This window comes from Mesorhizobium sp. WSM4807 (assembly GCF_055811615.1).
Map to the genome: position 1 here is coordinate 69,190 of NZ_JBVVQY010000005.1, position 25,546 is coordinate 94,735.

At 61.5% G+C, this 25,546-nt stretch carries 26 protein-coding genes and 1 tRNA gene; 11 read left to right on the top strand and 16 right to left on the bottom strand.

What is annotated here, in order from left to right:
- Nucleotides 1–25: 25 nt before the first annotated feature.
- The 4 genes from AC0L3N_RS08120 to AC0L3N_RS08135 form a co-directional block, all read right to left on the bottom strand.
- The gene (locus AC0L3N_RS08120) at nt 26–1,057 is read right to left on the bottom strand and encodes an esterase-like activity of phytase family protein (protein ID WP_123148611.1); all 1,032 of its coding nucleotides are present in this window, start codon (nt 1,055–1,057) and stop codon (nt 26–28) included.
- Nucleotides 1,054–2,952 (bottom strand): cobaltochelatase subunit CobT, encoded by a 1,899-nt coding sequence (gene cobT / locus AC0L3N_RS08125; RefSeq protein ID WP_123148610.1) that lies wholly within the window; start codon nt 2,950–2,952, stop codon nt 1,054–1,056. The genes AC0L3N_RS08120 and cobT overlap by 4 nt, the downstream gene beginning before the upstream one ends.
- Nucleotides 2,953–2,999: 47 nt before the next feature.
- Nucleotides 3,000–3,986, bottom strand: coding sequence for a cobaltochelatase subunit CobS (gene cobS, locus AC0L3N_RS08130; protein ID WP_258121816.1), 987 nt, complete (start codon nt 3,984–3,986; stop codon nt 3,000–3,002).
- A 123-nt stretch (nt 3,987–4,109) separates the two neighbouring features.
- Nucleotides 4,110–4,739, bottom strand: a complete 630-nt coding sequence (locus tag AC0L3N_RS08135) for a J domain-containing protein (RefSeq protein WP_473546905.1) — start codon at nt 4,737–4,739, stop codon at nt 4,110–4,112.
- Nucleotides 4,740–4,931: 192 nt separating this feature from the next.
- Between AC0L3N_RS08135 and AC0L3N_RS08140 the strand changes: the two genes are divergently transcribed.
- Nucleotides 4,932–5,234, top strand: a complete 303-nt coding sequence (locus AC0L3N_RS08140; RefSeq protein WP_473546907.1) for a BolA family protein — start codon at nt 4,932–4,934, stop codon at nt 5,232–5,234.
- Between the two features lie 129 nt (nt 5,235–5,363).
- Here AC0L3N_RS08140 and AC0L3N_RS08145 read toward each other — a convergent pair whose 3' ends face one another.
- From AC0L3N_RS08145 to AC0L3N_RS08160, 4 genes are all read right to left on the bottom strand, one after another.
- Nucleotides 5,364–6,167: an alpha/beta hydrolase gene (locus tag AC0L3N_RS08145; RefSeq protein WP_473546909.1), complete on the bottom strand. Its 804-nt coding sequence runs from the start codon at nt 6,165–6,167 to the stop codon at nt 5,364–5,366.
- A 194-nt stretch (nt 6,168–6,361) separates the two neighbouring features.
- Complete coding sequence (locus tag AC0L3N_RS08150) at nt 6,362–7,255, bottom strand: HlyC/CorC family transporter (RefSeq protein ID WP_473546911.1); 894 nt, start codon at nt 7,253–7,255, stop codon at nt 6,362–6,364.
- Nucleotides 7,252–8,415: a 3-dehydroquinate synthase gene (aroB, locus tag AC0L3N_RS08155; RefSeq protein ID WP_473546913.1), complete on the bottom strand. Its 1,164-nt coding sequence runs from the start codon at nt 8,413–8,415 to the stop codon at nt 7,252–7,254. Before aroB ends, AC0L3N_RS08150 begins: the two co-directional genes overlap by 4 nt.
- The gene (locus AC0L3N_RS08160; RefSeq protein ID WP_123148606.1) at nt 8,412–9,017 is read right to left on the bottom strand and encodes a shikimate kinase; all 606 of its coding nucleotides are present in this window, start codon (nt 9,015–9,017) and stop codon (nt 8,412–8,414) included. The genes aroB and AC0L3N_RS08160 overlap by 4 nt, the downstream gene beginning before the upstream one ends.
- Before the next feature lie 275 nt (nt 9,018–9,292).
- Here AC0L3N_RS08160 and AC0L3N_RS08165 point away from each other — a divergent pair, with 275 nt between their 5' ends.
- The 5 genes from AC0L3N_RS08165 (at nt 9,293) to AC0L3N_RS08185 (ending at nt 13,320) form a co-directional block, all read left to right on the top strand.
- The gene (locus AC0L3N_RS08165; protein ID WP_473546914.1) at nt 9,293–9,445 is read left to right on the top strand and encodes a histidine kinase; all 153 of its coding nucleotides are present in this window, start codon (nt 9,293–9,295) and stop codon (nt 9,443–9,445) included.
- 38 nt (nt 9,446–9,483) lie between these two features.
- The gene (locus AC0L3N_RS08170; RefSeq protein ID WP_473546916.1) at nt 9,484–10,401 is read left to right on the top strand and encodes a site-specific tyrosine recombinase XerD; all 918 of its coding nucleotides are present in this window, start codon (nt 9,484–9,486) and stop codon (nt 10,399–10,401) included.
- A gap of 98 nt (nt 10,402–10,499) precedes the next feature.
- Nucleotides 10,500–11,450: an acetyl-CoA carboxylase carboxyltransferase subunit alpha gene (locus tag AC0L3N_RS08175; protein ID WP_473546918.1), complete on the top strand. Its 951-nt coding sequence runs from the start codon at nt 10,500–10,502 to the stop codon at nt 11,448–11,450.
- A 293-nt stretch (nt 11,451–11,743) separates the two neighbouring features.
- Nucleotides 11,744–13,039 carry a L,D-transpeptidase family protein gene (locus AC0L3N_RS08180; RefSeq protein WP_473546920.1) on the top strand — a complete coding sequence of 432 codons (1,296 nt, stop codon included), beginning with the start codon at nt 11,744–11,746 and terminating at the stop codon, nt 13,037–13,039.
- Nucleotides 13,040–13,044: 5 nt separating this feature from the next.
- Complete coding sequence (locus AC0L3N_RS08185; protein WP_473546922.1) at nt 13,045–13,320, top strand: sulfurtransferase TusA family protein; 276 nt, start codon at nt 13,045–13,047, stop codon at nt 13,318–13,320.
- Nucleotides 13,321–13,475: 155 nt separating this feature from the next.
- On the opposite strand, the gene AC0L3N_RS08190 is transcribed toward AC0L3N_RS08185, so the two are convergent.
- Nucleotides 13,476–14,582, bottom strand: coding sequence for a CobW family GTP-binding protein (locus tag AC0L3N_RS08190; protein ID WP_473546924.1), 1,107 nt, complete (start codon nt 14,580–14,582; stop codon nt 13,476–13,478).
- Nucleotides 14,583–14,586: 4 nt separating this feature from the next.
- Nucleotides 14,587–15,750 carry a D-alanyl-D-alanine carboxypeptidase family protein gene (locus AC0L3N_RS08195; RefSeq protein ID WP_473546926.1) on the bottom strand — a complete coding sequence of 388 codons (1,164 nt, stop codon included), beginning with the start codon at nt 15,748–15,750 and terminating at the stop codon, nt 14,587–14,589.
- Between the two features lie 230 nt (nt 15,751–15,980).
- Between AC0L3N_RS08195 and AC0L3N_RS08200 the strand changes: the two genes are divergently transcribed.
- Entirely contained in the window at nt 15,981–17,144 is a 1,164-nt protein-coding gene (locus tag AC0L3N_RS08200; RefSeq protein ID WP_473546927.1) for a M20 aminoacylase family protein, read from the top strand.
- 336 nt (nt 17,145–17,480) lie between these two features.
- Here the strand turns inward: AC0L3N_RS08200 and AC0L3N_RS08205 are convergent, their stop codons facing one another.
- Nucleotides 17,481–17,774, bottom strand: a complete 294-nt coding sequence (locus tag AC0L3N_RS08205; protein WP_473546929.1) for a hypothetical protein — start codon at nt 17,772–17,774, stop codon at nt 17,481–17,483.
- A gap of 149 nt (nt 17,775–17,923) precedes the next feature.
- Here AC0L3N_RS08205 and AC0L3N_RS08210 point away from each other — a divergent pair.
- Nucleotides 17,924–18,000 (top strand) — tRNA-Arg (locus AC0L3N_RS08210).
- Nucleotides 18,001–18,207: 207 nt separating this feature from the next.
- Here AC0L3N_RS08210 and AC0L3N_RS08215 read toward each other — a convergent pair.
- Together AC0L3N_RS08215 and AC0L3N_RS08220 are read right to left on the bottom strand one after the other, a co-directional pair.
- Complete coding sequence (locus AC0L3N_RS08215; RefSeq protein ID WP_473546931.1) at nt 18,208–18,597, bottom strand: hypothetical protein; 390 nt, start codon at nt 18,595–18,597, stop codon at nt 18,208–18,210.
- 504 nt (nt 18,598–19,101) lie between these two features.
- Nucleotides 19,102–19,860, bottom strand: a complete 759-nt coding sequence (locus tag AC0L3N_RS08220; RefSeq protein ID WP_473546933.1) for an outer membrane protein — start codon at nt 19,858–19,860, stop codon at nt 19,102–19,104.
- A 124-nt stretch (nt 19,861–19,984) separates the two neighbouring features.
- Here AC0L3N_RS08220 and AC0L3N_RS08225 point away from each other — a divergent pair, with 124 nt between their 5' ends.
- Entirely contained in the window at nt 19,985–20,215 is a 231-nt protein-coding gene (locus AC0L3N_RS08225) for a hypothetical protein (protein ID WP_473546935.1), read from the top strand.
- A 150-nt stretch (nt 20,216–20,365) separates the two neighbouring features.
- Here the strand turns inward: AC0L3N_RS08225 and AC0L3N_RS08230 are convergent, their stop codons facing one another.
- Nucleotides 20,366–21,349, bottom strand: a complete 984-nt coding sequence (locus AC0L3N_RS08230) for an SMI1/KNR4 family protein (protein ID WP_473547269.1) — start codon at nt 21,347–21,349, stop codon at nt 20,366–20,368.
- Nucleotides 21,350–21,828: 479 nt separating this feature from the next.
- Here AC0L3N_RS08230 and AC0L3N_RS08235 point away from each other — a divergent pair, with 479 nt between their 5' ends.
- Both AC0L3N_RS08235 and AC0L3N_RS08240 read left to right on the top strand, forming a co-directional pair.
- Entirely contained in the window at nt 21,829–22,674 is an 846-nt protein-coding gene (locus tag AC0L3N_RS08235; protein ID WP_473546937.1) for an FkbM family methyltransferase, read from the top strand.
- The gene (locus tag AC0L3N_RS08240; RefSeq protein WP_473546939.1) at nt 22,671–23,588 is read left to right on the top strand and encodes a hypothetical protein; all 918 of its coding nucleotides are present in this window, start codon (nt 22,671–22,673) and stop codon (nt 23,586–23,588) included. Before AC0L3N_RS08235 ends, AC0L3N_RS08240 begins: the two co-directional genes overlap by 4 nt.
- On the opposite strand, the gene AC0L3N_RS08245 is transcribed toward AC0L3N_RS08240, so the two are convergent.
- Nucleotides 23,585–24,316, bottom strand: coding sequence for a class I SAM-dependent methyltransferase (locus AC0L3N_RS08245; RefSeq protein ID WP_473546941.1), 732 nt, complete (start codon nt 24,314–24,316; stop codon nt 23,585–23,587). The two genes, AC0L3N_RS08240 and AC0L3N_RS08245, sit on opposite strands and share 4 nt — an antisense overlap.
- Before the next feature lie 8 nt (nt 24,317–24,324).
- Nucleotides 24,325–25,542 carry a glycosyltransferase gene (locus tag AC0L3N_RS08250; protein WP_473546943.1) on the bottom strand — a complete coding sequence of 406 codons (1,218 nt, stop codon included), beginning with the start codon at nt 25,540–25,542 and terminating at the stop codon, nt 24,325–24,327.
- Between the last annotated feature and the right edge of the window lie 4 nt (nt 25,543–25,546).

Sequence of the window (25,546 nt, forward strand, 5' to 3'; positions counted from 1 at the left end):
TCGGCCGTCCCTTGCCGACCGCCTCTCAATCCTCGTGCAGCACAAATTCCAGGTAGAGATTGCGTTGCAGCATCGAGTGGTTGTCGTCGGAGATCAGCGACACCATCAGCGCGCCGTCGTCGCGGGTCCAGACGTCTAGCCCTTCCATGTTGTCGATCTGGTAGCTCATGTCGGCTTCCATCAGCACCGGCCCGTCGGCAACGGCGCCCTTCTCGACGCTCTCGCCATAGATGCGCCGCAGCCGGATCTTGACGCCGCGGGCCATCGAATAGCTGCGCTCCAAAAGCAAGAGGTCGCCGTCCGGCAGGAAGGCGCCGTCGGTGATATCGAAATCGCCGTTGCGCTTAACGGTGAAAACGCCTTTGTGCGGCCCTTCGATAACAGCCGCATAGATGTTGCCTGATTTGTCGAGGCTCTTTTCCGAGACCACGACCAGCCCGCCTTCGTGCTGCCCGTGAGGATTGGCGTGGGTGATGGTCTCCAAGCCGCGATTCCGTCGGAGCTCCCAGGCAGGAACCAGGAAGTCGAGCTGCCTGAACGGCGGCTTCATGTCGCCCGGTTCGATCTTGAACTGTGCAATGCGATGATCGCGCTCGAAGCCGACTGTGGCAATGCCGTCCTTGACCGCAAGCCCTTCCGCGTCGACCTGCCATTTCTCATCGATCACATGGCCCGCCTCGTCGGCCATTTGCTGCATACGGAAATTCCGGATGCCGGACGGGCGCTTGTCGGCATCATGGGTAACCGTGCCGAAGAACCAGAAACCGGTGTCGGCGACGCCGATCAAATCACTGCCGGGCTTGAGGAAGCGAAACGCCGACAGCGCGCCGAAATCGCGTGACGGCGAGGTCATTTCCAGCCCGCCGACGAATTCAAGCGGGCCGAACCGCTTCTCGTCACGGCCGATGTGAAACCGGTCTATCGGCCGTGCCGAGATTTCGATCGGCTCGACCGAAGCGGTGCCGGCGGCGATGCAAGGCGACAAGGCGATGCCGGCAACGAACAGCGCTGTGGCGGCGAAAAGCGTCTGCCGAAAGCCGCCCCGCGAAAAAATCATCCGGCGCGCCGCATGCCGCCGCGCCGCGTGTCCCGCGTACTTTCCTCGCCAAACAGCGAGGCCAGTTGCTCGGTCATGGCGCCGGCCAGTTCCTCGGCATCGACGATGGTGACGGCGCGCCTGTAATAGCGGGTAACGTCGTGGCCGATGCCGATGGCCAAAAGCTCGACCGGCGAGCGCGTCTCGATCAGTTCGATCACCGCGCGCAGATGCCGTTCGAGATAGTTGCCCGGATTGACCGACAGCGTCGAATCGTCGACCGGTGCGCCGTCTGAGATCATCATCAGGATCTTGCGCTGCTCCGGCCGGGCGATCAGGCGGTTGTGCGCCCACAGCAGCGCCTCGCCGTCGATGTTTTCCTTGAGCAGGCCCTCGCGCATCATCAGGCCGAGATTGCGCCGCGCCCGCCGCCACGGATGGTCGGCGGATTTGTAGATGATGTGGCGCAGATCGTTGAGCCGCCCAGGATTTGGCGGCTTGCCTTCCTTCAGCCATTTCTCGCGCGCCTGCCCGCCCTTCCAGGCGCGGGTGGTGAAGCCGAGGATCTCGACCGAGACGCCGCAGCGTTCCAGCGTGCGCGCCAGAATGTCGGCGCAGGTGGCGGCGACCGTGATCGGCCGGCCGCGCATCGAGCCCGAATTGTCGAGCACCAGCGTCACCACCGTGTCGCGGAATTTGGTGTCACGTTCCTGCTTGAAGGACAGCGGCTGCATCGGGTCGATGACGACGCGCACCAGCCGCGCCGGATCGAGATAACCCTCTTCGAGGTCGAAATCCCAGGACCGGTTCTGCTGCGCCATCAGCCGGCGCTGCAGCCGGTTGGCCAGCCGGCCGACGACGCCCGACAGGTTGGCAAGCTGCTTGTCGAGGAAGGCGCGCAGCCGATCCAGTTCTTCCTCTTCGCACAGGTCCTCCGCACCCACCGTCTCGTCGAAGGCGGTGGTGAAGACCTTGTAGTCGATCTCCTTCGACAGGTTGGTGAAGGGATTGTCGTTGCGGCGCGCCTCGCCGGGTGTCTCGGCATCGGCGTCGTCATCGTCGGACAGGTCGTCGGCGGTGGCATCGGATGCCTCCGTCTCGGCCGATTGCTCGTCGTCGGACGACGCCTCGGTATCGTCGGACTGCGACTGCTCGGAGCCGGAATCGTCCTCGCCGCCCTCCTCGCTCTGTTCCTCGCCTTGCGGCTGGTTTTCGTCATTGTCTTCGGAGTCTTCGGTCTCCTGGTCGTCACTGAGTTCCTCGGCCATCTCCATGGAAGCCAGCATCTCGCGCACGACGCGGGCGAACGCCTGCTGGTCGTCGAGCTTTGCCGACAGCCCGTCGAGATCGGCGCTTGCCTTCTCCTCGACCCACGGGCGCCAGAGGTCGACCAGCCGCTCGCCGCTCTTCGGCACGGCGCGGCCGGTCAGCTTTTCGCGGACCATCAGGGCCAGCGCTTCCTCGATCGGCGCATCGGCCTTGTCCTTGACGTCGATGAGGTTGGCCCTGGCGTATTTGTCCTCGAGCATCGAGCCGATATTGTCGGCCACACCTTGCATGGCGCGGGAGCCGATCGCCTCGACGCGGGCCTGCTCGACCGCATCGTAGATGGCGCGGGCCTGCTTGCCCTCCGGCGCCAGCCTGGTGTGGATGCGCGTGTCGTGGCAGGCGCGCTTCAACGCCATGGAATCGCCGAGCCCGCGGGTGATGGCGATGTCGGCCTTGGACGCTTTTTTCGGCAGTTCGGGCAGACGGGCGCGGCTGCCGGCGAGCGCCGGCCGATCCTTGGCGAAACCGACTTCGAGGTCCTTGTCGCCGGCGATCGCGCGCATGCAGACGGTGACGGCGCGCTTGAAGCTGTCGGCTTCAGAACCCGTCTTCGACTTGTTGCGCGTGTTGTCGCCCGGACCCGCCATCGATCATTCCTTGGAGCATGACCCCGAAAATCGGAATCGAGCCATGCTTACCCCAGCACCACATTCGCCGCGGATTCCGGCAGATCCTGGCCGAAGGCGCGCTGGTAGAACTCGGCGACCAGCGAGCGTTCCAGTTCGTCGCATTTGTTGAGGAAGGTCAGCCGGAACGCCATGCCGATATCGCCGAAGATCTCGGCATTCTCGGCCCAGGTGATGACCGTACGCGGGCTCATGACAGTCGACAGGTCGCCATTGATGAAGGCCGAACGCGTCATGTCGGCGACACGCACCATCTTGTTGACGATCTCCTTGCCCTTGCCGTCGCGATAGTGCTTGGCCTTGGCCAGCACGATGTTCACCTCATTGTCGTGCGGCAGATAGTTCAGCGTGGTGACGATCGACCAGCGGTCCATCTGCGCCTGGTTGATCTGCTGGGTGCCGTGATAAAGGCCAGTGGTATCGCCGAGACCGACGGTGTTGGCGGTCGAGAACAGCCGGAACGCCGGATGCGGGCGGATGACCCGGCTTTGGTCGAGCAGCGTCAGCCGGCCGGACGATTCCAGCACGCGCTGGATGACGAACATCACGTCCGGACGGCCGGCATCGTACTCGTCGAAGCACAGCGCGACATTGTGCTGGTAGGCCCAGGGCAGGATGCCGTCGCGGAATTCGGTGATCTGCAGCCCTTCCTTGACGACGATTGCGTCTTTGCCGACGAGGTCGATGCGGCTGACATGACTGTCGAGATTGACGCGCACCATAGGCCAGTTGAGGCGGGCGGCGACCTGCTCGATATGCGTCGACTTGCCGGTGCCGTGATAGCCCGACACCATGACGCGGCGGTTATAGGCAAAGCCGGCGAGGATCGCCATCGTCGTGTTCTTGTCGAACAGGTAGTCCGGATCGATGTCGGGCACATGCTCGCTCGTCACCGAATAGGCCGGCACCACCATCTTGGACTCGAAGCCAAATTTCTCCTTCACCGGCACGGTGGTGTCGGGCAGGTTGGCGATGTCGCGATCGACCTTGTTCATCTTTATCAACATCTCCACGGGCGAAACGCCTGATTTCGCCGGCAATCGATTTTGTCCGGGGGCGGTCTTAAAGCCTTTTCCAACCTTATGAAAGTTTGAAAACGACACGAACCGTAAGGTCGCTCAGCACAATCCTGCCTGCTTGAGCACGCGATAGGCCTGGAGCACATCGCGGAACCGGTCTTCCGAACCTCTGTCGCCGCCATTCGCATCCGGATGGTGGCGTTTCACCAGTTCCTTATAACGCGCCTTGATGTCCGTGCCAGTCGCCTTTGTATCAAGGCCAAGCGTTTCAAGCGCCTTGGCCTCAAGCGGCTTGGCCTTGCGCTCGCGGGCTTCGCGCGGATCCTTCGGACCTTTGAACAGGTCGAACGGATCGCGCATGCGGTTGTAGTAGCCGGCGCGGCCGGAACGCTGCTGGGCGAAATCGGGCGAGGAGCGCGTCGAGGCGCCGTTGACGCCCATCTTCCATGTCGGCCGGTGGCCGGTCATCGCTTCCTTCTGAAAACGGGCGATCTCGGTATCGGGGACACCGGAGAAATAATTGAAGCCCTTGTTGTACTCGCGCACATGATCGAAGCAGAACTGAAAATATTCGCCCTCCTTCATGCGTCCGACCGGCGCGCGATGGGTGCCGGCCTCCTTGCAACCGTCCCACTGGCAGATCGGCGAGCGCGACTTCAGCTCCGCATCCTTCTCCGGGCGGATGCGGATTTTCTCGAAATATTTGGGATACGGTTTCATCTCACCCATTTATGGGCTGTTCGCCGGTGCGAAACAAGAATTGACATTTTCGCGATGATCGCCCTAACCGCTGAATCGCGGCATAAAGCGGGCGATCGGCGAATTTTGTCGCGGCGGCGGCACCGCGCGTCCTTCTGGACGCGCAAAGGGCACCGATTTTCGGGGTCATGCGCCGGCCATATGTGGTGAAGGGAAGTACGAATGTCCATACAGTCGACGATGGAAGGCAAGTTGAAGAAGGCGTTCTCGCCGGAGCGGCTGGTCATCATCAACGAAAGCCATCTGCATGCCGGCCATCACCATCAGGACGCCGATCATCACGGCACCTATGACGGCACCGGCGAGACGCATTTCCGCGTCCGCATCGTCTCCTCAGCCTTTGCCGGCATGAGCCGCATCGAGCGCCACCGCGCGGTCAACGCATTGCTGGCCGACGAACTGAAGGCTGGTGTCCATGCGCTGGCGATCGAGCCGGCCGCGCCGGACGAAAAGACCAGGTGGTAGGCATTAGAGCAATTCCAGGAAAAGTGTGAAACGGTTTTCCCGGGAAAAGCGCATAGCGCTTTCCCTAGGGAATTGCGCAAAAACAAAGAGATAGAGCGGTTCGGCGTTTCCGTGAAACGATGAACCGCTCTATCCGAGCGCCGCCTTCAGGAAAATCATCACCGCATGGGTCAAGGCGTCGCCTTCGTCGCCGAAATCGCGATTGATCGACATGTGCGAATAGGCGCTGCCGTCGAACAGTGTCACCTCCGTTCCGGTCGCCCGCAGGCGCTCGGCGAAGGCCCGTGAGGCTGCCGCACGACCCGCTGCGGGCGAATAAGCGATGACGGTCGGCGGATGTTTGCGGCTCCCGACATGGGTGGCAGGCGACAGTGCGCGCCACTGCGCCGGATCGGGAAAGGCCCGGGCATAGGCCGGTGTCATGCCGCCGCTCCTCGCAAGCGCCTCCAGGTCATAGGCCCTGGTATCGTTCAGGACCAGCGCTGCGACGCCGGGCAGACCGCCGCGCAGCCCGGTCAGTGCAGCGAGATGGCAGCCGGCCGAATGCCCCATGACCGCTATCCGGTTCGGATCGCCGCCGTATCTGGCGATGTTGGCGCGCACGTAGCGATATGCCTGCTCGACATCGTCGGCCTGGGTGGCGACATCGGCCTTAGGCAGCATCCGGTAGTCGATGGAGACGAAGCAGAAGCCGTTGTCGAGCAGGAAGGCCGGCTTGACGTTGACGTTGGTGCGATTGCCGGCCCGCCAGGCACCGCCATGGATGAAAAGGACCACAGGCAGGGAGCTTGCGCCATCAAGCGAGTAGATGTCGAGCCTGGCGGGTCCGTAGTCGAAGGTTTGCGGAGACGGCGAGCGCCGGCGCGATGCCGCCGCAGCGCCGGCCGGCAACAAAGCCATCGACATCAAAAGCAGGGTTCGCCGATCGATCACCGTCATCTCCAGACAGCCCAGTCGAAAGTGCACGCCGGCGCGGCGAGCGTCCAGTCAAGGATTGGTTAGCCGGGACAGAACCTACCGGAACTAATGCATGTCGCCCAAAAGTGCGCAGCGGTTTTGGGACAACGACATGCATAAAAACAAGAATTTAAAGCGCGTTGCGTGAATCTTTTCAGACGCCACGCGCTTTAAATGTCGCCGGCCGGCCTGATCCTCAGCCTTGCGATCCGGTTCTTGTCGCGCTTCATGACGACGAAGCGCTTGCCGTGAAAGGTGAAAGCCTGCTTCTCGTCCGGAATCAATTGCGTCTCGTGGATGACGAGACCGGCAATGGTGGTGGCTTCTTCGTCCGGCAGGTCCCAGTCGAGGGCCCGGTTCAGGTCGCGGATCGACACAGTGCCGTCGACGACGACGGAGCCGTCGGCTTCCTGCTTGACGCCCTGCATGTCGATATCGTGCTCGTCGGCGATTTCGCCGACGATCTCCTCGATGATGTCCTCAAGCGTCACCAGCCCCTCGACCTCGCCATACTCGTCGACGACGATGGCGAAATGCGCCTTGCGCCGCAGAAAGGCGTTGAGTTGTTCCTGCAGCGTCGTGGTGTCGGGCACGAACCACGGTTTTGTCGCGATCTTCATCACGTCGATCTGGGAAAAGTCGTTGCCGACATCGTTCAGCGCGCGCAGCAGGTCCTTGGCATGCAGCACGCCGACGATGTTGTCGAGCGAGCCCTTCCACAAGGGCAGGCGGGTATGCGGGCTCTGCAGGATCTCGCGCACCACCGCTTCCGGCGGATTGTCGGCATTGACCGACCGCATGTTGGTGCGATGGACCATGACATCGGACACTTCGAGCTCATCGAGATCGGACAGGCGACCGATGCGGGCGCGATCCTCGCGCACCACCTGGCCGTCGCGCCGAAAATCGTCGACGGCGCCGCGCGCTTCATCATGGTTCGAATGCTGCGGCTCGATGCGCTGCAATTGATAGCCGAAGGCGGCGAGCAGGCGCGCGCGAAAGGCGAAGGCGAGCAGGCCGAGCCCGGCAAGGACGCCAGCGACGATCCAGCCGCCCTCGTTCATCCCGGGCTGCCTTTCTGCTGACCCGGGCTGCCTTTTGGCTGACCCGGATGGTTCTCCCTCAGAAACGACAGCACTTCCGACGCCGGCACATCCTTGGCGATGAAGGCCTGGCCGATGCCGCGCGTCAGGATGAAGGTCAGCGCGCCGCGCGACACCTTCTTGTCCTGGGTGATGAAGGCAAGCAGCGCCTCGGCATCAGGCAGTTCACCCGGAATATCGGCCATGCGCCAAGGCAGGCCAACGGCGCGAAGATGCGCCTCGACGCGCGCCGCGTCGTCGGGACTTGCCAGATTGAGGCGTGACGAAAAGCGATAAGCCAGCGCCATGCCGATGGAGACTCCCTCGCCGTGGACGAGCCGGGCGCTGTCATATCGGGTGGTGGCCTCGAGCGCATGGCCGAACGTGTGGCCGAGATTGAGCAGCGCGCGGTCGCCGGTCTCGAACTCGTCGCGGGCGACGACATCGGCCTTGGCGCGGCAGGCTTCGGCGATGGCCTCGGCTCGCTCCGGGCCGCCGGCAAACACTTTGCCCCAGTTTTGCTCCAGCCAGGCGAAGAACTCGGGGCGGTCGATGAGCCCGTATTTGGCGAGTTCGGCGTAACCGGCGCGAAATTCCCGGATCGGCAGCGTGTCGAGCACTTCGGTATCGGCCATCACCAGTTTCGGCTGGTGGAAGACGCCGACGAGGTTCTTGCCGCGCGCACTGTTGATGCCGGTCTTGCCGCCGACGGAAGAGTCGACCTGCGCCAGCAGCGAAGTCGGGATCTGCACGAAATTCATGCCGCGGCGCACGATGCCGGCGGCGAAGCCGGCCAGATCGCCGATGACACCGCCGCCGAGCGCGATGACGACATCGCCGCGCTCAAGCCTGGCTGCCAGCACGCCGTCCACCACCTCCTCGAGATGAGCAAAACTCTTGGTTTTTTCCCCAGCCGGCAGCGTGATGACGGCAGGCTGGATGCCGCCCTTTTCGAGGCCGGCCTTTAACGTATCGAGGTGGGCGGCGGCGACGTTGACGTCGGTGACCACGGCGGCGCGCGTGCCGGGCAGGCGGCGCGAAATCTCGCTGCCGGCGCGCAAAAGCAGGCCGGAGCCGATCAATATGTCATAGGCACGATCGCCAAGCCCGACTTCGACGGTGACTGTCGCATTGCTGCTCACGAGCGCACCTCGCCTGTCGCGGCTGCAACGCCGAAATACCCGCAAAGCGCGTTCACCACCTCGGCCGCAATGACCTCCTTGCGATCGTCGCGGGTCGGCACGGTGACATTTGCGGCTGCGTAGACCGGATAGCGCTCGGCCATCAACCGCTCGATCACGGCGCGGGGATCGGCGCTTTTCAGGAGCGGCCGGTTCTGCTTCTTGGAAACGCGGTCCATCAAGAGGTCGATCTCGGCCTTCAGCCATACCGACACGCCATGGCCGGCAATGGCCTCCCGCGTCTGCGCGCTCATGAAGGCGCCGCCGCCCGTCGACAGCACCTGAGGCCCGTGTTCCAGCACGCGCAGGATGACGCGCTGCTCCAGCGCCCGGAACTCGGTCTCGCCATAGCGTTCGAACAATTCCGGCACGCTCATGCGCGACACGCTTTCAATCTCCTGATCGCTGTCGATGAAAGGCAGTCCCAGTATCGCCGCCACCTTGCGGCCGATCGCCGTCTTGCCGGCGCCCATCAGGCCGACAAAGACGATGGAGCGGTTGCCTAGGCGGCCGAGCAGCGCGGCATGGCTCTCATCAGGAGGATTTGCTGGTAGCGCGTTCATGACACCATGATGTTTCTAAGCAGGTTCAGCAAAAGTGTCCCCACGGTTTGCGACAAGAACCTGCGACAAGCCAAAGAATCCAAGCAGGCATTCATGGGCCAGCCCATGAATGCCTGCTTAGGCCCTCTTTGCCGGCGTATCGACATCAAAAGCCTGATTGCGTCAAGCGTGGCGCGGCCGCGCGTCATCCGAGCTTCGCCCTTGAATTGGCCGGATTGGCGTCTCATAAGGGCACAGGGTTTGGAAACGCAGAACAAGCAGACGGGCGAAAATTGATGCCGACACTGTTTCGCTTTGTCGTGACGCTCACGATTCTGGCCGGCATTGTCTACGGCGCGATGTTCGCTCTGGCGATGTTCGTCGAGCCGAGAAAGGCCGAAATGAGCGTACGCATTCCTCCCGAAAAGCTGAATCCCCAGAAAGACTGAATCAAGAAGAACTGAATCAAGAAAAACTGACCCGAGAAATGAACAGCGCGGCCCGCATCGAAGCCTTTCTGGAAATGATGAGTGCCGAGCGCGGCGCTGCCGAAAACACGCTTTCCAGCTATCGCCGCGACCTCGAAGACGCTTCGGCCGAGATCGGCGGCGGGCTCGCGGGTGCCGCCGCCGCCGATATCCGCGGCTATCTCGACGAGATCGCCGCACGCGGTTTTGCCGCCACCTCGCAGGCACGCAAACTGTCGGCGATCCGCCAGTTCTTCAAGTTCCTCTATGCTGAAGGCCTGCGCCGCGACGACCCGACCGGAACCCTGGACAGTCCGAAGAAAGGCCGGCCGCTGCCGAAGACGATGAGCGAGGCCGACACCGGCCGGCTGCTCGACCGTGCGGCGCAAGAAGCAGCTGACGCCTCGCTGAACGATGGCGACAGGCTGGCGGCGTTGCGCCTGCATGCGCTGGTCGAGGTGCTCTACGCCACCGGCCTGCGCGTCTCCGAACTGGTCGGCCTGCCGGTGACGGTGGCGCAGCGCGACGATCGTTTCTTCATGGTGCGCGGCAAGGGTGACAAGGAACGCATGGTGCCGCTGTCGGCAAAGGCGCGCATGGCCATGCGGACCTGGCTCGCTGCCCGGGCCACGGTGCCGGCTTTCGCAGATAGCCCGTTCCTTTTCCCGGCAGCAAGCGACAGCGGCTATCTCTCCAGGCAGGTCTTCGCCCGCGACCTGAAGGGCCTTGCCGCGCGCGCCGGCATCGCCTCGGCGAAAATATCGCCGCATGTGCTGCGCCATGCCTTCGCCAGCCATCTGCTGCAGAACGGCGCCGATCTCAGGGCCGTGCAGCAGTTGCTTGGCCATGCCGATATTTCAACGACACAGATTTACACGCATGTGCTGGAGGAGCGGCTGGTGCGGCTGGTCAACGATCATCATCCGCTTGCCGACTAGACGTCATATCGCTATGTGAGGGCGACGTTCCACCGCCCGGAGCCTCCATTTCCCAGGTTCCGTCAGTCATTGCCTCCCGGCTTATCGGTCCGCCAAGAATGTACAATTACCTCGATTTCGAAAAGCCGGTCGCCGATCTCGAAGGCAAAATCCTCGAGCTGAAGAAGCTCGCCGAGAATGGCGAGGCGGTCGATGTCGGCGATGAGATCAGCCGTCTCGAGAAACGCGTGCGCGACGCATTGCGCGACACTTATAGGGCGCTGACCCCGTGGCAGAAGGTGCAGGTGGCGCGCCATCCGGACAGGCCGCATTGCGTCGACTACATCAAGGGCCTGTTCAACGATTTCACGCCGCTTGCCGGCGACCGCAATTTCGGCGAGGACCAGGCGATCGTCGGGGGCTTCGCCCGCTTCCGCGGCGAGCCGGTCGCGATCATCGGCCAGGAAAAGGGTTCGGACACGGCCAGCCGGCTGAGGCATAATTTCGGCTCGGTGCGGCCGGAGGGCTACCGCAAGGCGGTGCGGCTGATGGAACTCGCCGACCGCTTCAATATCCCGTTGCTGACTCTCGTCGACACGGCTGGCGCCTATCCCGGCGTCAATGCCGAGGAGCGCGGCCAGGCGGAAGCCATCGCCCGCTCGACCTCGGCCTGTCTCGGCCTGAAGGTGCCGTCGATTTCGGTGGTCATCGGCGAAGGCGGCTCGGGCGGCGCCATCGCGATCGCCACCGCCAACCGCGTCTACATGCTCGAACACGCCATCTATTCGGTGATCTCGCCGGAGGGCGCCGCCTCGATCCTGTGGCGCGACACCACCCGCTCGAAGGATGCGGCGACCAATATGAAGATCACCGCCCAGGATCTGCTGGAGCTGAAGATCATCGACGCCATCATTCCCGAACCGCTCGGCGGCGCCCATCGTGGCCCGGAGACGGTGATTGCCGCCACCGGCGATCTCATCGCCAAAACAATGAAGGAATTCTCCGGCGCCAACACCGATTTTCGCGAGGAGCGCCGCGAGAAATACCTGGCTATGGGGCGAAACCTCTAGACCATGATCCCAAACCGAAGGTCAGCGTAGCAAAAAGTGGGTACCGGTTTTCGGAAAAGATCATGGTCAAACAAGAAGATTCAGGCCGTCCGATTTCTATCGGACGGACCGCCAGACTGTTTCGGCGCTGCAATGTGGCGAGATTGAGCGTATCCGCCACAAAAATGCCGCTGCACTCGTTTCAATCAGATGCCGTAAGGCCCGGCGCTTGCGGTAAGGAATTTTCAAGGTTAACGGGATTAGGGTTGGGCCTGACGGCGCTGATGCCTGCGGCCGAAAGAAAAGACATAGCCATGTTTGCCAAGCTTGCCCGCACCGGACTTGTGATTGCCGCGTTAGGCGTCGCCGGCTGCACCGATTCTTCGATGAAGGATTTTGCCCCCCAGGCCAACAAGCCGCTGCCCGACAAGATCCTGGCCAGCATGAAGGCCAAGGGCATGACCCGCACCTCGCCGGTGATGGCCCGCATCTTCAAGGAAGAGGGCAAGCTCGAAATCTGGAAGGCCAAGACCAACGGCCGCTATGACCTGGTCGCCAGCTACGACATCTGCAAATGGTCGGGCAAGCTGGGTCCCAAATACACCGAAGGCGACCGCCAGGCGCCGGAGGGCTTCTATACGGTCCGTCCGGCGCAGATGAATCCGCGGTCGAGCTATCACCTTGCCTTCAACATCGGCTATCCCAACGTCTACGATCGCGCCAATGGCCGCACCGGTTCCCATCTGATGGTCCATGGCGCCTGCTCGTCGTCGGGCTGCTATTCGATGACCGACGCACAGATCGAGCAGATCTACGCCTTCGGCCGCGATGCCTTCCAGGGCGGGCAGACCGAGTTCCAGATCCAGGCTTTTCCGTTCCGCATGACCGCCGCCAACATGGCGCGTTATCGCAAAGACCCGAACTACGAATTCTGGAAGATGCTGAAGGTCGGCTACGATAATTTCGAGATCACCAAAGTGCCGCCGAAGGTCGATGTCTGCGAGAAGCGCTATGTCTTCAACCAGGTCGCGGCCGACGGCGCGACGTTCGATCCGGCCGGCGCCTGCCCCGCGACGACGCAGCCGGATTCGCTGAAGAGCGCCTTCAACGCCTATCAGAGCACCTACGAAGCGGCTTTCAACGGCGCGGTCAAGGCCAGCGTGCCGGCGCCCAAGCCGACCATCGCCGGCATCAAGGAAGCCAGCATCGTCTCCGAATGGTCGAAGAAACGCGCCCGTGGCGAACGCGTGCCGATCGACCCGCCGTCGTTCAACGCCGACGGCTCGGTGACCGAGACGGCGCGCATGGGCCGCATCGATTCGCCGGCGGGCCGCAAGATGGCCGCGCTCGACGCCGAGAAAGCCGCCAAGCAGAAGGCCGAGGAGCAAAGGCTTGCGGCGATAGAAGCAGCCAAGGCCGAGAAAGAGGCGGCCAAGGCTCAGGCTCTGGCCGAGAAGGAAGCTGCCAAGGCCGCCGCAGAAACGCCTGTCGTCGTCACCGCCACCGTCGCGCCATCGCAGGCCGCCCCGGCAGTCGAAACGCAGGCTGCGGACGCCGAAAGCACGGCGACAAGGTTGAAGAAGAGGCTGCTCGGCATGTTCGGCGGCTGAGGTTCATGCTTGAACAAGAAGATGGGGGCCAGGAAGACAGGCCCTCAACCAGCCCCGCCGCCGTCTACGACCTCAAAGGGCTGAACTGCCCGTTGCCGGTGCTCAAGGCAAAAAAGCGGTTGGCCACGATGCAGCCGGGCAGCCGCCTGTGGCTCGAAACCACTGACCCCCTCGCCGTCATCGACATTCCCGCCTTCTGCGCCGAGGGCGGTCATCGATTGATCGAAACGGCAGCGATCTCAGGCGGCCATCGCTTCCTCGTCGAGCGCGGAGCGGGATAATCTCCCCCCTCGAGGGGGAGATGTCGCCGAAGGCGACAGAGGGGGTCGCCGCGCGTGAAGCGCCAACCTTGATCTGCCGCAGGAGGCCGCGTCCGGTCGCGCCGACCCCCTCTGGCCTACCGGCCATCTCCCCCTCAAGGGGGAGATTGGCAGCTTCACCGCCCGGCGATAACCAGCGGGTTGTTTTCCAGCGCTGCGCGGTCCGGTGTGTCGATCGATGGCCGGTTGGTGAAGGCGGCAAACAGCCGGCGGACGTAATCTTCCGGCATGTCGAGCGTGATCAGCACCAGCCTTGTGCCGCGTTGACCGTCCGGCCAGGACGGCAGCCGCGCCGGCGGATGCAGGACCTTCTGTACGCCGTGGACGACCAGCGGCCGCGATGGGTCTTCCAGCAATTCGATGATGCCCTTCATGCGCAGCAGGCGCTCGCCATGCGCCGATCGCAACAGGTCGAGGAACATCTCGATCGCCGAAAACGGCACCGGCCCGTCATGAACCAGCGAGTAGGCGCGCACGCGGGAATCGTGCCGATGATCGTGGTCATGGTCGCCGTGGTCATGGTCGCCATGGTGGTGCTCATGATGGGCGGCTTCTTCGCCCAGCCAGCGCCGCACATCGGCGGACTTGGTGGCTGGGTTGTAGAGGCCGCAATCGAACAGCGCCGCTACATCGGTCCTTCTGTCACCCGCATCGAGCAGCTCGGCACCCGGATTGATCTGCCGCAGCCGGGCCCGCAGGGCCTCGACGTCGCGCGGATCGGTGGCCAGATCGGCTTTCGTCAGCACGATGCGGTCGGCGACCGCCACCTGCTTCACCGCCTCGACATGGCGGTCGAGCGTCGCATTGCCGTTGACCGCGTCGACCAGCGTGATGACGCCGTCGAGCCGGAAGGCATGGACCAGCGCCGGATGCGCCATGATCGACTGCAGCACCGGCGCCGGATCGGCGAGGCCGGTGGTTTCGATGACGACGCGGGCAAGCCGGGCGATGCGGCCGGTCTGCAGCCGGTCGACGAGATCGGCCAGCGTGTCGACCAGTTCGCCGCGCACCGTGCAGCAGAGACAGCCGTCGGAAAGCTGGATTATGCCGTCAGAGGCCTGTTCGACCAGGAGATGATCGATCGCCACCTCGCCGAACTCGTTGATGATGACCGCGGTGTCGGCAAGCGCGGGATCCCTGAGCAGCCGGTTGAGCAGCGTCGTCTTGCCGGCGCCGAGAAAACCGGTCAGCACCGAGACGGCGATGGGAAAGCCGCTGCTCATCAGGCTAGTTCAAGGCCTTGGCGGGCTCCCGGGCCGCGGTGGCGGAACCGATCACCGCCGGCTCGGCGCCGGGCGGCGGCGGCAGGTCGGGCCGCCAGTTCGGCAGCGGCACGTCTGCATATTCCCGGCCCGATGCATCGAGCATCGCCTTCGGCTTCGGCCCGGTGGCGCCGCCAAGGCCGACGGCGACCAATGTCGGCACATGGTCGAGCTTTTTCCGATAAGGAGATTTTGGCGCATTCTTATCGCCGACGGGGACAGCTTCCGACTGCTCCTTAGCCGGCTTCTTCCTGCAAATCTCGTCATTCAGGTCGTTGACCGATGTGGTGTCGCCATAGGAAGGCAGCGCCGCCACCGTCAACCAGCCCGGTGTCGGCGTGGCAAAGCCGTGGTCGAGCAGCCTGGCGACGGTCTCGGCGCGGGTGACGGCCGACTTCTCGCCAAGCACCACCGCCACCAGCGTGCGCCCGTCGCGTGTTGCCGAGCCGATCATGTTGAAGCCCGAGGGACAGACGAAACCGGTCTTCATGCCGTCGGCGCCGGGATAGCGGCCGATCAGAAGATTGTAGTTCGCGATCTGCTTCTTGCCGACGGCCAGGCCCTCGATCGAGAACCATGGCGCATATTGCGGGAATTCCGTGCGGATCGCCATCACCAGCAAGCCGAGGTCGCGCGCCGTCGTATACTGGTCCGGCGAAAACAGCCCGTTCGGGTTGACGAAATGCGTTCCGGTCATGCCGAGCCGGCGCGCCTCGGTGTTCATGCGTTCGGCGAAAGCGGCCTGCGAACCGCCGATGTTCTCGCCGACGGCCATGGCGACATCGTTGGCTGACTTGACCAGCATCATCTTCAGCGCGTTGTCGAGCCGCATGACCGAGCCCGGCTTGAAGCCCATCTTGCTCGGCGGCTCGCCGGCGGAACGCTTCGTGACCTTGATCGGCGAATCGAGCTGGACCTCGCCCGCGGCAATCGCACGAAATGCCACATAGGCGGTCATCAGCTTGGTCAGCGAGGCAGGATACCAGCGCTTGAAAGCCTCCTGGTGCTGGAGGATCTTGCCATTCACCAGGTCGAACACGATCGTCGGATTGGCGAGAGCCGGTCCGGCCAGCACCGGAAGCGCCACGGCGCCCACCAGCAATAGTTTGAGGAAATGCCTGTACCGCATGGTGGAATCCGAAATCGCCTCTTGCCGCAGTCGCCTCTGGCTCCGTAAGATTTGTTACGCGATCGCCAGCATGGTGATCCGGCCCCTATCCGGATCGCAATCTTGCGGTGCTATTTAGCCTATGTGACGTCAAGATGGCAAAGTGCCTGAATGACAATTGTAAAACAGCAGGCACAATTTGCAAAGCAGCAGGCAGAGCCCGTCTGCTCCAACAGCGAGATGGAACCATCATGCCGATCCTGAACCGCGCCGCCGAAATGCAAGACGAGGTCGCCGGCTGGCGCCGCCATCTGCACCAGACGCCAGAGCTGAATTTCGACGTCTTCAAGACCGCCGCCTTCGTCACCGACAAGCTGCAGGCCTTCGGTTGCGACGACGTGGTGACCGGCCTCGGCAAGACCGGCGTCGTCGGCATCATCCGCGGCCGCCTGGGCGAAGGCACGAGCATCGGCCTGCGCGCCGACATGGATGCGCTGCCGCTCAACGAGATCACCGGAAAACCCTACGCCTCGACCATTCCGGGCAAGATGCACGCCTGCGGCCATGACGGCCACACCGCGATGCTGCTCGGTGCTGCCAAATATCTTGCCGAGACGCGCAATTTCGCCGGTTCCGTTGCAGTGATCTTCCAGCCGGCCGAAGAAGGCGGCGGTGGCGGCAACGAGATGGTCAAGGACGGCATGATGGAGCGCTTCGGCATCTCCAAGGTGTTCGGCATGCACAACATGCCGGGCCTGCCGGTCGGGCAATTCGCCATCAAGCCGGGCCCGATCATGGCGGCGACCGCCGAATTCACCATCACCGTCAAGGGCCGGGGCGGGCATGCGGCGATGCCGCACGGCACGATCGACCCGATCGTCATCACCAGCCAGCTCGTCGGCGCGCTGCAGACGATCGCCTCGCGCAGCACCGATCCGGTCGAGGCTGTCGTGGTGTCGGTGACGAAATTCCACGCCGGCGACGCCTACAACGTCATTCCCGAGAGCGCCGAGATCGCCGGCACCGTGCGCACGCTGAAGAAGGAGGTCGCCAGGAAGGCTGAGCAGCGTGTGCGCGCCATCTGCGAGGGCGTGGGCGCGGCCTTCGGCGCAACGATCGAGGTCGACTACAACGCAAATTATCCCGTCACCTTCAACCATCCGGAGGAGACGGCCTTTGCCAGCGACGTCGCCGCTGATGTCGCCGGCGAGGCTCAGGTGCACCGCGCCATCCAGCCGGTGATGGGCGGCGAGGATTTCTCCTATATGCTGGAGGCGCGGCCCGGCGCCTTCATCTTCATCGGCAATGGCGACACCGCCGGTCTCCACAATCCGGCTTACGACTTCAACGACGAGGTCATCCCGCACGGCATGAGCTATTGGGTGAAGCTCGCGGAGACGGCGCTGGCCGCCTGATGCGTACAAAGCCTACTCTCGGGCTTGCCCCCATATAGGGTAGGGCAATCGCATATGAGAACCGCCCCCTCGTCCGGCCGCGGAGCCTGTCCTCGGGCTTGCCGGAGGCAAGACCCGTGGGCGGCCACCTTCTCCCCGCCGGGGAGAAGAGAGAAGCGTCAGCGCTGGCTCCTCTCCGCTTGGGGAGAGGTCGGATTGTCCCGAATTGCCCTTCGCAATTCGGTTGGCAATCCGGGTGAGGGGGTACTTACCAATATGCGATAGCCCTGCCATGTAGAGGGGGCCGCAACCGCCGCGACGAATCTATGCGAAGATCAATCGGTGGCGCCTGGACCGCTATGGTCCGCTCTTCGGGTCGTCGACCTCCAGCGCCTCCATGACGGACGCCGGATCGCTCTCTTCGGCCGCAGCCTGCGGCTCTGCGCCTGCCCTGGCCTTGCTCAGGGCTTCCGCAATAGCCTCTTCAATATCGCCGATCTCGTCTTCGCGCACCTCGTGACCATAGCCGGCCGCGTCGGCATCCTGTTCGAATTGCTGAGCCAGGACCGCCACGCTCACCTCGCTTTCAGCGGGCAGGTCGCCGACGTTCTCCTGGAGCCAGGTTTCAAAGAACTCTTTCGTAGCACCCATGCGGCATCTCCTTCGGCACACTAAAGCGCGGCGGTGATCCGAAGTTCCGCTATCCGCAGCGCATCTTTGCGATCCACTCGCAACCGACCGATTGCATCGAGCCTGCCTCTTGGCGAAACGGTCCGAAGCGGTTATGTGTCGGGCCGCGTGGTCCCGTAGCTCAGTAGGATAGAGCGGCAGATTCCTAATCTGTAGGTCACAGGTTCGATTCCTGTCGGGATCACCACTCAGTCACGGGGTCCATTCTGGACCGCGCTGCCGAAACCGCTGTCGTAGTAGACGTTGCTTCCGTCGCCCCCGTGCGGGCGGCCAGAGTGTCGGCGAGGGTCTTTTGGCGCATGGCGATCTCCGTCGAAGGGCTCGCCGCAACGGGGAGGATTCCTGATCTCAATGGTCCTAGCAAGCGCCTGCCTTGCGCACCTCCGGGGCTGCCTCAATCGATCAGGTCGATTTCAAATTCCGGTAACCGCTGCCACTGCTGCAACGGTGTTTCGCGCCGCCAATATTCCAGCACTTTAATTCCCTCTGCGCTCACATCGCCGTTCTTGGCGTGCAGACCTGCTGGTGGTTCTCCCATCGGAAGAAACTGGCGTCGGATTATTTGTTCGGCTCTTTCGAATTGCTCGGTGTAGCCGCATATCAGTTGTAGGTATTCGGGACCACCGCGAGCCCGAGCCAATACGAGGACGCATTCTCTGCTGGACCCGCCTGGACGGAAAGGGACATAGCGCGGCACGCCGTATCTATCCCACCAAATCGGTTCTCTGTTGATCAACGATTGGATGTCGTCATAGGCGTCGATGTCATTGTAGACGTTGTGCATCAGACTCCCCGCCTTCAACGTAAGGCGCCCTTAATAGACCTCAAATCTCATGAATGCTCAACCAGACGGCGCCGAGTGGCAGAAGAGCGCGCTAGCTTTCGTCCCAGAAGTCCTGAAGCGAGGCGTGCCGAAGGTCTTCCTCGCCCCTTAAATGCTTTACGCGGGCTTTGATGCCCGGCTTGACCCACTGCGTTGCCGGCCGCTTTGCCATGTCCTTGGGCGGTGGCCCGGCATGTTCCTGGACATGTTTCCAAGCCGCTCGCGCATCTCGCGATTGACGCTGACGAAGGCACTGCCGACGGCGCGGGGAACCGATAGCCTCCGATTGCCCGCGCCTCCGTCCCCGGAGGAGGACGCGGGCTGATCGGAGCATTGGCCGACAACATGACGCAAAAGGAAAACGCCAAGGTCGAGGCCCAGGAGGATACGGGCCCAGCTGTTCAGTTATTAAACTTCGAGAACGAATAGCCCGGCGCTAGGCCGGGCCCCTGAAGCTGGTTGCGCTCAGAACCTGTAATTGACGCCCAAACGAAATACGTCGAAGTCGCCATCTCCTTCGAAATTCTCGGTCCCAACCCCTGTGCCGAATGGGATATCGCCCAGATCAACATGCAGATATTCAGCCTTCGTCGACCAGTGTTCCGTCCAGCCGATTTCCGTCCCGAGGCCAGCGGCCCATCCGTCGGCCGATCCGCCGCCCTGTTGGTCGGAGTTCTCGATGCCCCCTTCGACTTCTCCGTAAGCGTAGCCTGCCGTGCCGTAGACAAGCCAGCGGTCGAATGCGACACCGAGACGTCCGCGAACCGTGCCGAAGTACTCAATCTCGGCGTTGCAATCGCCTGAATTACAACTCCAAAATGGTCCTGCAGTACCTTGGGAAGTGGTTCCATCGGGGCCATTCGAGATGTCAGCTTCAATGCCAAGGACCAAATAGTCCCACTGCCAGTTGTAGCCAATAGTTGCACCGCCCACGAAACCGTCGACATCTACATTTGGGCCGCCGCCAAAATCGCTGAACAGCGTATAATCGCCCCAAGCGTATCCTGCATGCGCGCCGACGTAGAAGCCCGACCAGTTGTAGGCCGAAACCGGCGTTTCCACGACCGGATCGGAATACACAGCGTCAGCAGCAAGTGCGACACTTCCCATGGAGAGCAGGACGGTTGAAGCGAGAAGCAGTCGGTACATAAAACCATCCTTGATAAGAAGAGGAATAAAGAGATACTCGCTCGGTATGCTATTTTGAGTTTTCGGTCCAGTCATCGAAACAGACCAGACCGCAATAGGTCTATTCAGTGGCAAAAAGACAACAGCCTGCGCGCGCCTTTGATGAATACACAGACCGCGATTCAATCTTTCCGGTTATATTAGGTTCCAGAAATACACGGTGCGGGCAACAAAACCGGCATCGTCAACGTTGCAGGTCAATGAAGCTCCGCACCGAAAACGTAGCCACTGGCTACATGGGAAGGCCGGTCCTGAGCCGGTCCAGGAGGGCGAAGCGCTTGCGAAGGCCATTATTGAGACGGTCAACCGGCTTAACCCGATGAACGCCAACGGCACGCCTAGAGCCGAAGCCACCGATTTTAAGTTTTTGGAGCGCCACATCGCCCTGTGAGAATTGCGATCTCGGTTCGTGGTCGCCGCAACGAAGGATTATATTCCTCGTCTCGATCTCACTGGCAAGGGCTAATACCAAGTTGCAACCCTGCAGAGCCACGATGCCATGCCTATCCCGCTTCGCAGTGCGTCACCGAAATACGTGCCGTCATAGGAAGGGGCCAGGTGCGCCCAGAAGGCTTCGTGCGCCTTCGTGGAAGTCGTTTGATGGGGGGGCTTTCAATCGGAACCGGCGCAGCACTGGCTCTTCCGCCGCTTCCAATCTGAAATTGCCGCTTTCCAGCAGGCCGGCGATCCACTCGAGGAACTTGCCAAGGGATTCCGCAAGCACCGCCTTCACGTCTTCGTCGCGCCCAAAGAGGATGACCTGGCCGACGCGACCGCTGGGCCAGGGATCGAAATCGAGACCGATATGATTGCCTGAGCCATCATGGGTCAGCGGTATCCAGCGCGGATTGATATAGGCCGGGTCAACCGCGTGTTCAGGCCACGCCCCTCCGGGAATTTCATAGCGATTGCCGCCGAAATCGGCGAGCACATCGACCCAGGCTTTCCATTGCGCCCCTGCCTGATGCAGCGGCAGCAGCGGATGCCCGTAGATATGGCCCCGACGGTCGTCGTTTTCGCCGTCGTGCCATCGGTATAGGTCGCGATAGGCGCGCGGCATCTTGAGGCCGATCAGGCGCTCGAACGCATCCAGTTGCGCGTCCGTGGCCGGCGGATTGAACACATATTTGTCTGGCGGCAGATGGGCAGCATACCAGGCATCGAGGCGCGCAAGCACCGGCGCGATATCTTCCTCCAGCAACGGCTTCGCCTGTCCCGGCGGCCGTTTGGGACGGCTGGTTTCGGCCATGGGGGATTTTGTCCTGATTTGCCGCCTGGCGCACATGGTAGGAAGCAGCCCCGCAAGGCTCAGGGCTCCGAAGATAGCCGCACCGATCAGCACATTGCGCCTGCTCCGATCCATCACGGACATTCCGGCGCGATTGATCGGCGCCGCCACACAAGCCCTGAAGGCATCGCAGGTCTCGGCCCGAATTCGTTTGCCGCCATTCAGACGAAGTCCGAGTCTGGCGGATAACGGTTGTCCATGATTACCTTCATAGCAGACACTTATACCAGAGATCACCAATAGCGACTCATAGCCCCTTCTCTGATTTGGTATAAGCAGTTAGCGCAACCCGGCGCGCGAGGAGATATTGCGCCGACCGAGCGATGATCGCGACAGACGCATCGGGGGGGCGGTCCGGATTTGCGGCACGGGAGAGGTATCCTTCCCACGTTACCTTGCTTCTAGATCGCAGCAGATTTTTCTGACTTCCTGCCGATGAGGTCACGCACATACATTTTCAGTCACCACCATTGCGAGGCAGACGGCCGGTACAATCAGCGGCCAGATAGCCCTATTTGGCCCGTGTTGAAAAATGCTCCTTCCCTCATTGGCCGGCGATAGCGACCCGGACAACGTGCGATCAGCTAACAATTGCCGTCGTCGCCGCGATAAACGCCCGACACAGGTCTTGATGTCCTGGCCACCTATAAAGGTGACTTTTGTCTCAGCTTCCACTAAAATGAAGATAACGTTGCCTAATTTGATAACGCCAAGGCATGAGCATGTTTTTCCAGAGGGCATCAATGAATACTATCAAGCATGCATTTCATCTGATAAACGTTCTCGGCAATATAGTTCCCCACGCTGGCAGGCGCTTTTTGCTGGATAGGCTCGGCTTCGGCAGGGTTCTGCAGCGGGCGTCCAAGGGAAGCATCGATCAGGTCAAGCTGCCAAACGGGTATGACCTCTTCTTCAACCCGATGCTGCACTGGAACTCAACCAACCCGAAAAATCACGAGCCAGAAGTCACTGCCCTGCTCCATCACTATCTGGAATCCGGGGCGGTTTTCTACGATATTGGCGCCAATATCGGTCTGCATTCGCTGATAGCATCTAAGATTGTGGGGCCAGCGGGCCGGGTGCTTGCGTTCGAGCCCGGTGAAATCAACCTAAAGTATTTCCGCCGGACCTTGGAAAACGGCGTCCCGAATGTATCGCTCCACGAATTCGCGATAGGCGCTACGGACGAAACAAGGATTTTCGACGTTAGGGGCGGTGCGATGTCGGGGAGGTTGATCGAATCCGGGGAGAAAGCCGTTGATCCCGTAAGCGTACAGGTCAGATCGATCGACAGCCTCGTAGCCGAAGGTTATCCACGCCCCGATGTGATAAAAATAGATATTGAAGGAGGCGAGGCCGATGCTCTGCAGGGTGCCGCAAAGACGCTGGAAACATATCCAGTTGTGATTTGCGAGATGCATGATTTCGCGCCGGAGGGGGTGAGGCGCGCCACGAAGGCACTGATGGAAGCCGGTTATCGGCTGACCCGACTCACGGACCGGTCCCCATCCGAACATGCGCGCAGTCATCATGTCGTGGCGGTGCGGGGCGACTGCTCTTGAATTCGGTCAAAGCAAGGTTGGTGGGGTCCGGGCTCACCATGCTAGGCGCCCGGATTTTCAACTGGGGTTCCTCCCACCGTGCGTTCATTCGAAATCTCGGACTCATAGTGGCGATATCGATCTTTGCGGGAGGGCTGCTGTTGGCCCTGCACAGCATGCCCGGCCTGATCGAACGGCTCAACGCAACTCCATTCGTCTTCCTCGTCTTGATCGCAGTCCCTGCTACAGCGGGACTCAACGCGGTCGAACTCCAGATCATGGCGGCAATGGGGGGGAAGAACATTGCCTGGGCAAGCGCGTTCGAAATAGGCGTTTTTTCGAGTGCCGCCAACATGCTTTTTTTGCCGGCCGGCCTGCTGTCGCGTGCTACGGCGCTGCGAGTCTACGGGATCGGGCTGAAACTCGGAGGCAGCCTGATTGTCATCTTCATGGCCTTGTGGTTTGGATCTGCGTTCGGCTATTCGGGTTTTTTCCTTCTTGCGCTCGGCCATGTCAAAATTGGCGCGGGCTTTGTCACATGCGGGTCGCTGTTCATTGGGGGCAGCATCGTCTTCTTTGCGCGCCTCCGCACCGGCTGGAGACTGATTGCTTCGGCGTTGATGGTCAAATTTGCCGGACTGGTCCTCGAAGCCATCCGGCTCTGTCTGGCGGCAAAGGCGCTCGGGATCGGCCTCGGCTTTGATCAGGCTTCAACCTTTTCAATCGCCTCGATCATCGGAACAGTCACATCTTTCATTCCGGCAGGCTTGGGCGTCACTGAGGCGATAACTGCGTTGCTGTCGCCTCTTGCCAATATCGATTCCGCCGCAGGCTTCGTGATTGCTGGGACTAACCGGATCGCCGTAGTGCTCGGCTTACTTTTGCTCGCAATTTTCATTGTAGGAACGAGGCGATTGAGGCGGCCGTCTGGCTAGGATCGGCTGTATACGTAGAAATCGGCAAAGGATGTATTGTCGGGATCGCGCGGATTGAGCTGATAAGCGTTCGGCATCACCGAATAAAGTTTCCATTCCGGTCGATTGGCCTCGATCCAGTCGGTAAATACGCGATGCCTGATGTGCGGTTCCGGGGTCGATTCGGCTGAATTGCTGGAATACAAAATAACAAACCGATCGGAGGCAGAGAACAGGTGGTGCATGTAGGTCTCGAACACTTCATCCTCCACTAAATGATATACTACATCCAGTGACAGTGCCAGATCGCGCCGACCGGGATCGTGATCGACAAGTTCGAATTGTTTCGTTGGATCACCTGCAAACCGCTTCCGACATAATGCGACAGCTGAAGGTGCAGTATCGAGCCCTAGATAGTTGGGATATTCCGCCAGGGTCAGTTGCGTTCCATCGCCACAGCCGAACTCGACCACCGAGCGAATTTCGTGATTTGCTACAAAGCGGTTGAGAAAATCGGCTTTGAACCGCGCCAGATGGTTGACTGAACCGGCACCTGATGTGCCGCCGCCATCATAGCGCCTTTCCCAGTAATCAGCAGAATTCCGAAATTTCAGCGTGGCCAGCGCAAAATATGCGCGCCGAATCAGCGGCCCCGCTAGCCAACTCCTTCTTGCCCATGCCCGCAATGTCATAATCAGCTCCGGCGTTTTTCCATTCGTTTGCCCAAAGTCATTTTTTGGCGAGGGCATTGATGGTTTCACCCTCCGACCGATAAAACCCGCTGATAAATCTCGTGGAACCGTTCGGCCGTCCTGGCCATCGTACCCTCCGATAAAACCCATTCCTTGGCACGGGCAGAGAGGCGTGTCGCGAAATCCTTGTTTGTGACGATCGTCTCCACCGCGTCCGAGATTTCTCCTGGCGATCGCTCGGCAACCAGAAGCCCCGTCTCCTCATGTCGTATGATATCGACAAGACCACCGCATCGCGAAGCAATCACAGGCAGATTGTGAAGCATTGCTTCGAGCGGCACGACGCCCTGTGCTTCCATTGTTCCATCCACCGCACGGCGGGAAGGAATGATCAGCACATCGCCCCTGCGCATCCAATAGATAACGTTCGCCGGCTGCAGCCAGCCGGTAAACAGTATGCAGTCGCTGATCCCGAGAGACGCCGCCTTTGCCTCCAGCGCTTGCCGTTCCGGACCGTCGCCCACGACAACGAGTCTTGCGCGCGGTAGACGGTTTTGCAGCAACGCGAGAGCCGCGACCGCATCGTCTGCTCCTTTGCAGTCGATCAATCTTCCGACGAAAAGCAGGAGTGGGCTTGCTTCATCGGCGAATCCATCTCTCCCGGCAGGGATCGTCGTCTCGGCAGGCCGTAGAGACGCTCCGATCGGAACGATCTCGACGCGACCTGGGTCAGCGCTCAGCGCGTGAAGGGCATTCGCCGTCGCGACAGAATTAGCTGTCAGGAATGAGGCGTGTCGCACGACAAGCTGTTTCGCCCACATCGGCAGGCGTCCCTGCAAACCGAGGACATCGCTGCCATGCGCAGTGACGACGAGGGCCGTTCGACCGAGGCAGGAAGGTAATGCCGTGATACCTTGCGGGATCACCCAATGTGCATGGATCAGATCATAACGACGCGATCTGGCGAGACAATAGGTAGCAGCGGCTTGCGCGACCGCGACGAATGGTAGCTTCATCGCCTTTAACGGCTTTGACTTGAGGTTTTCGAGGGCTCCCGCGCCATAGAAGATGTTCTCCGCCTTTTCAGGCCAGGCATAGCGAAAGCGATGAACGGTAACGCCGTTGCCGAAGCCCTCGATCTTCTTGCTGCCAGGAGAATGCGGGGCCAACACGTCCAATTCTATTCCTCTGGAGGCGAGTGCGAAAACCAGATCGGCCATGAAGGGAGTGACGTTATCGCCATGAAAGCGGGGGAAAGTTGACGTAGAGATCAGGACGCGCAAGCTA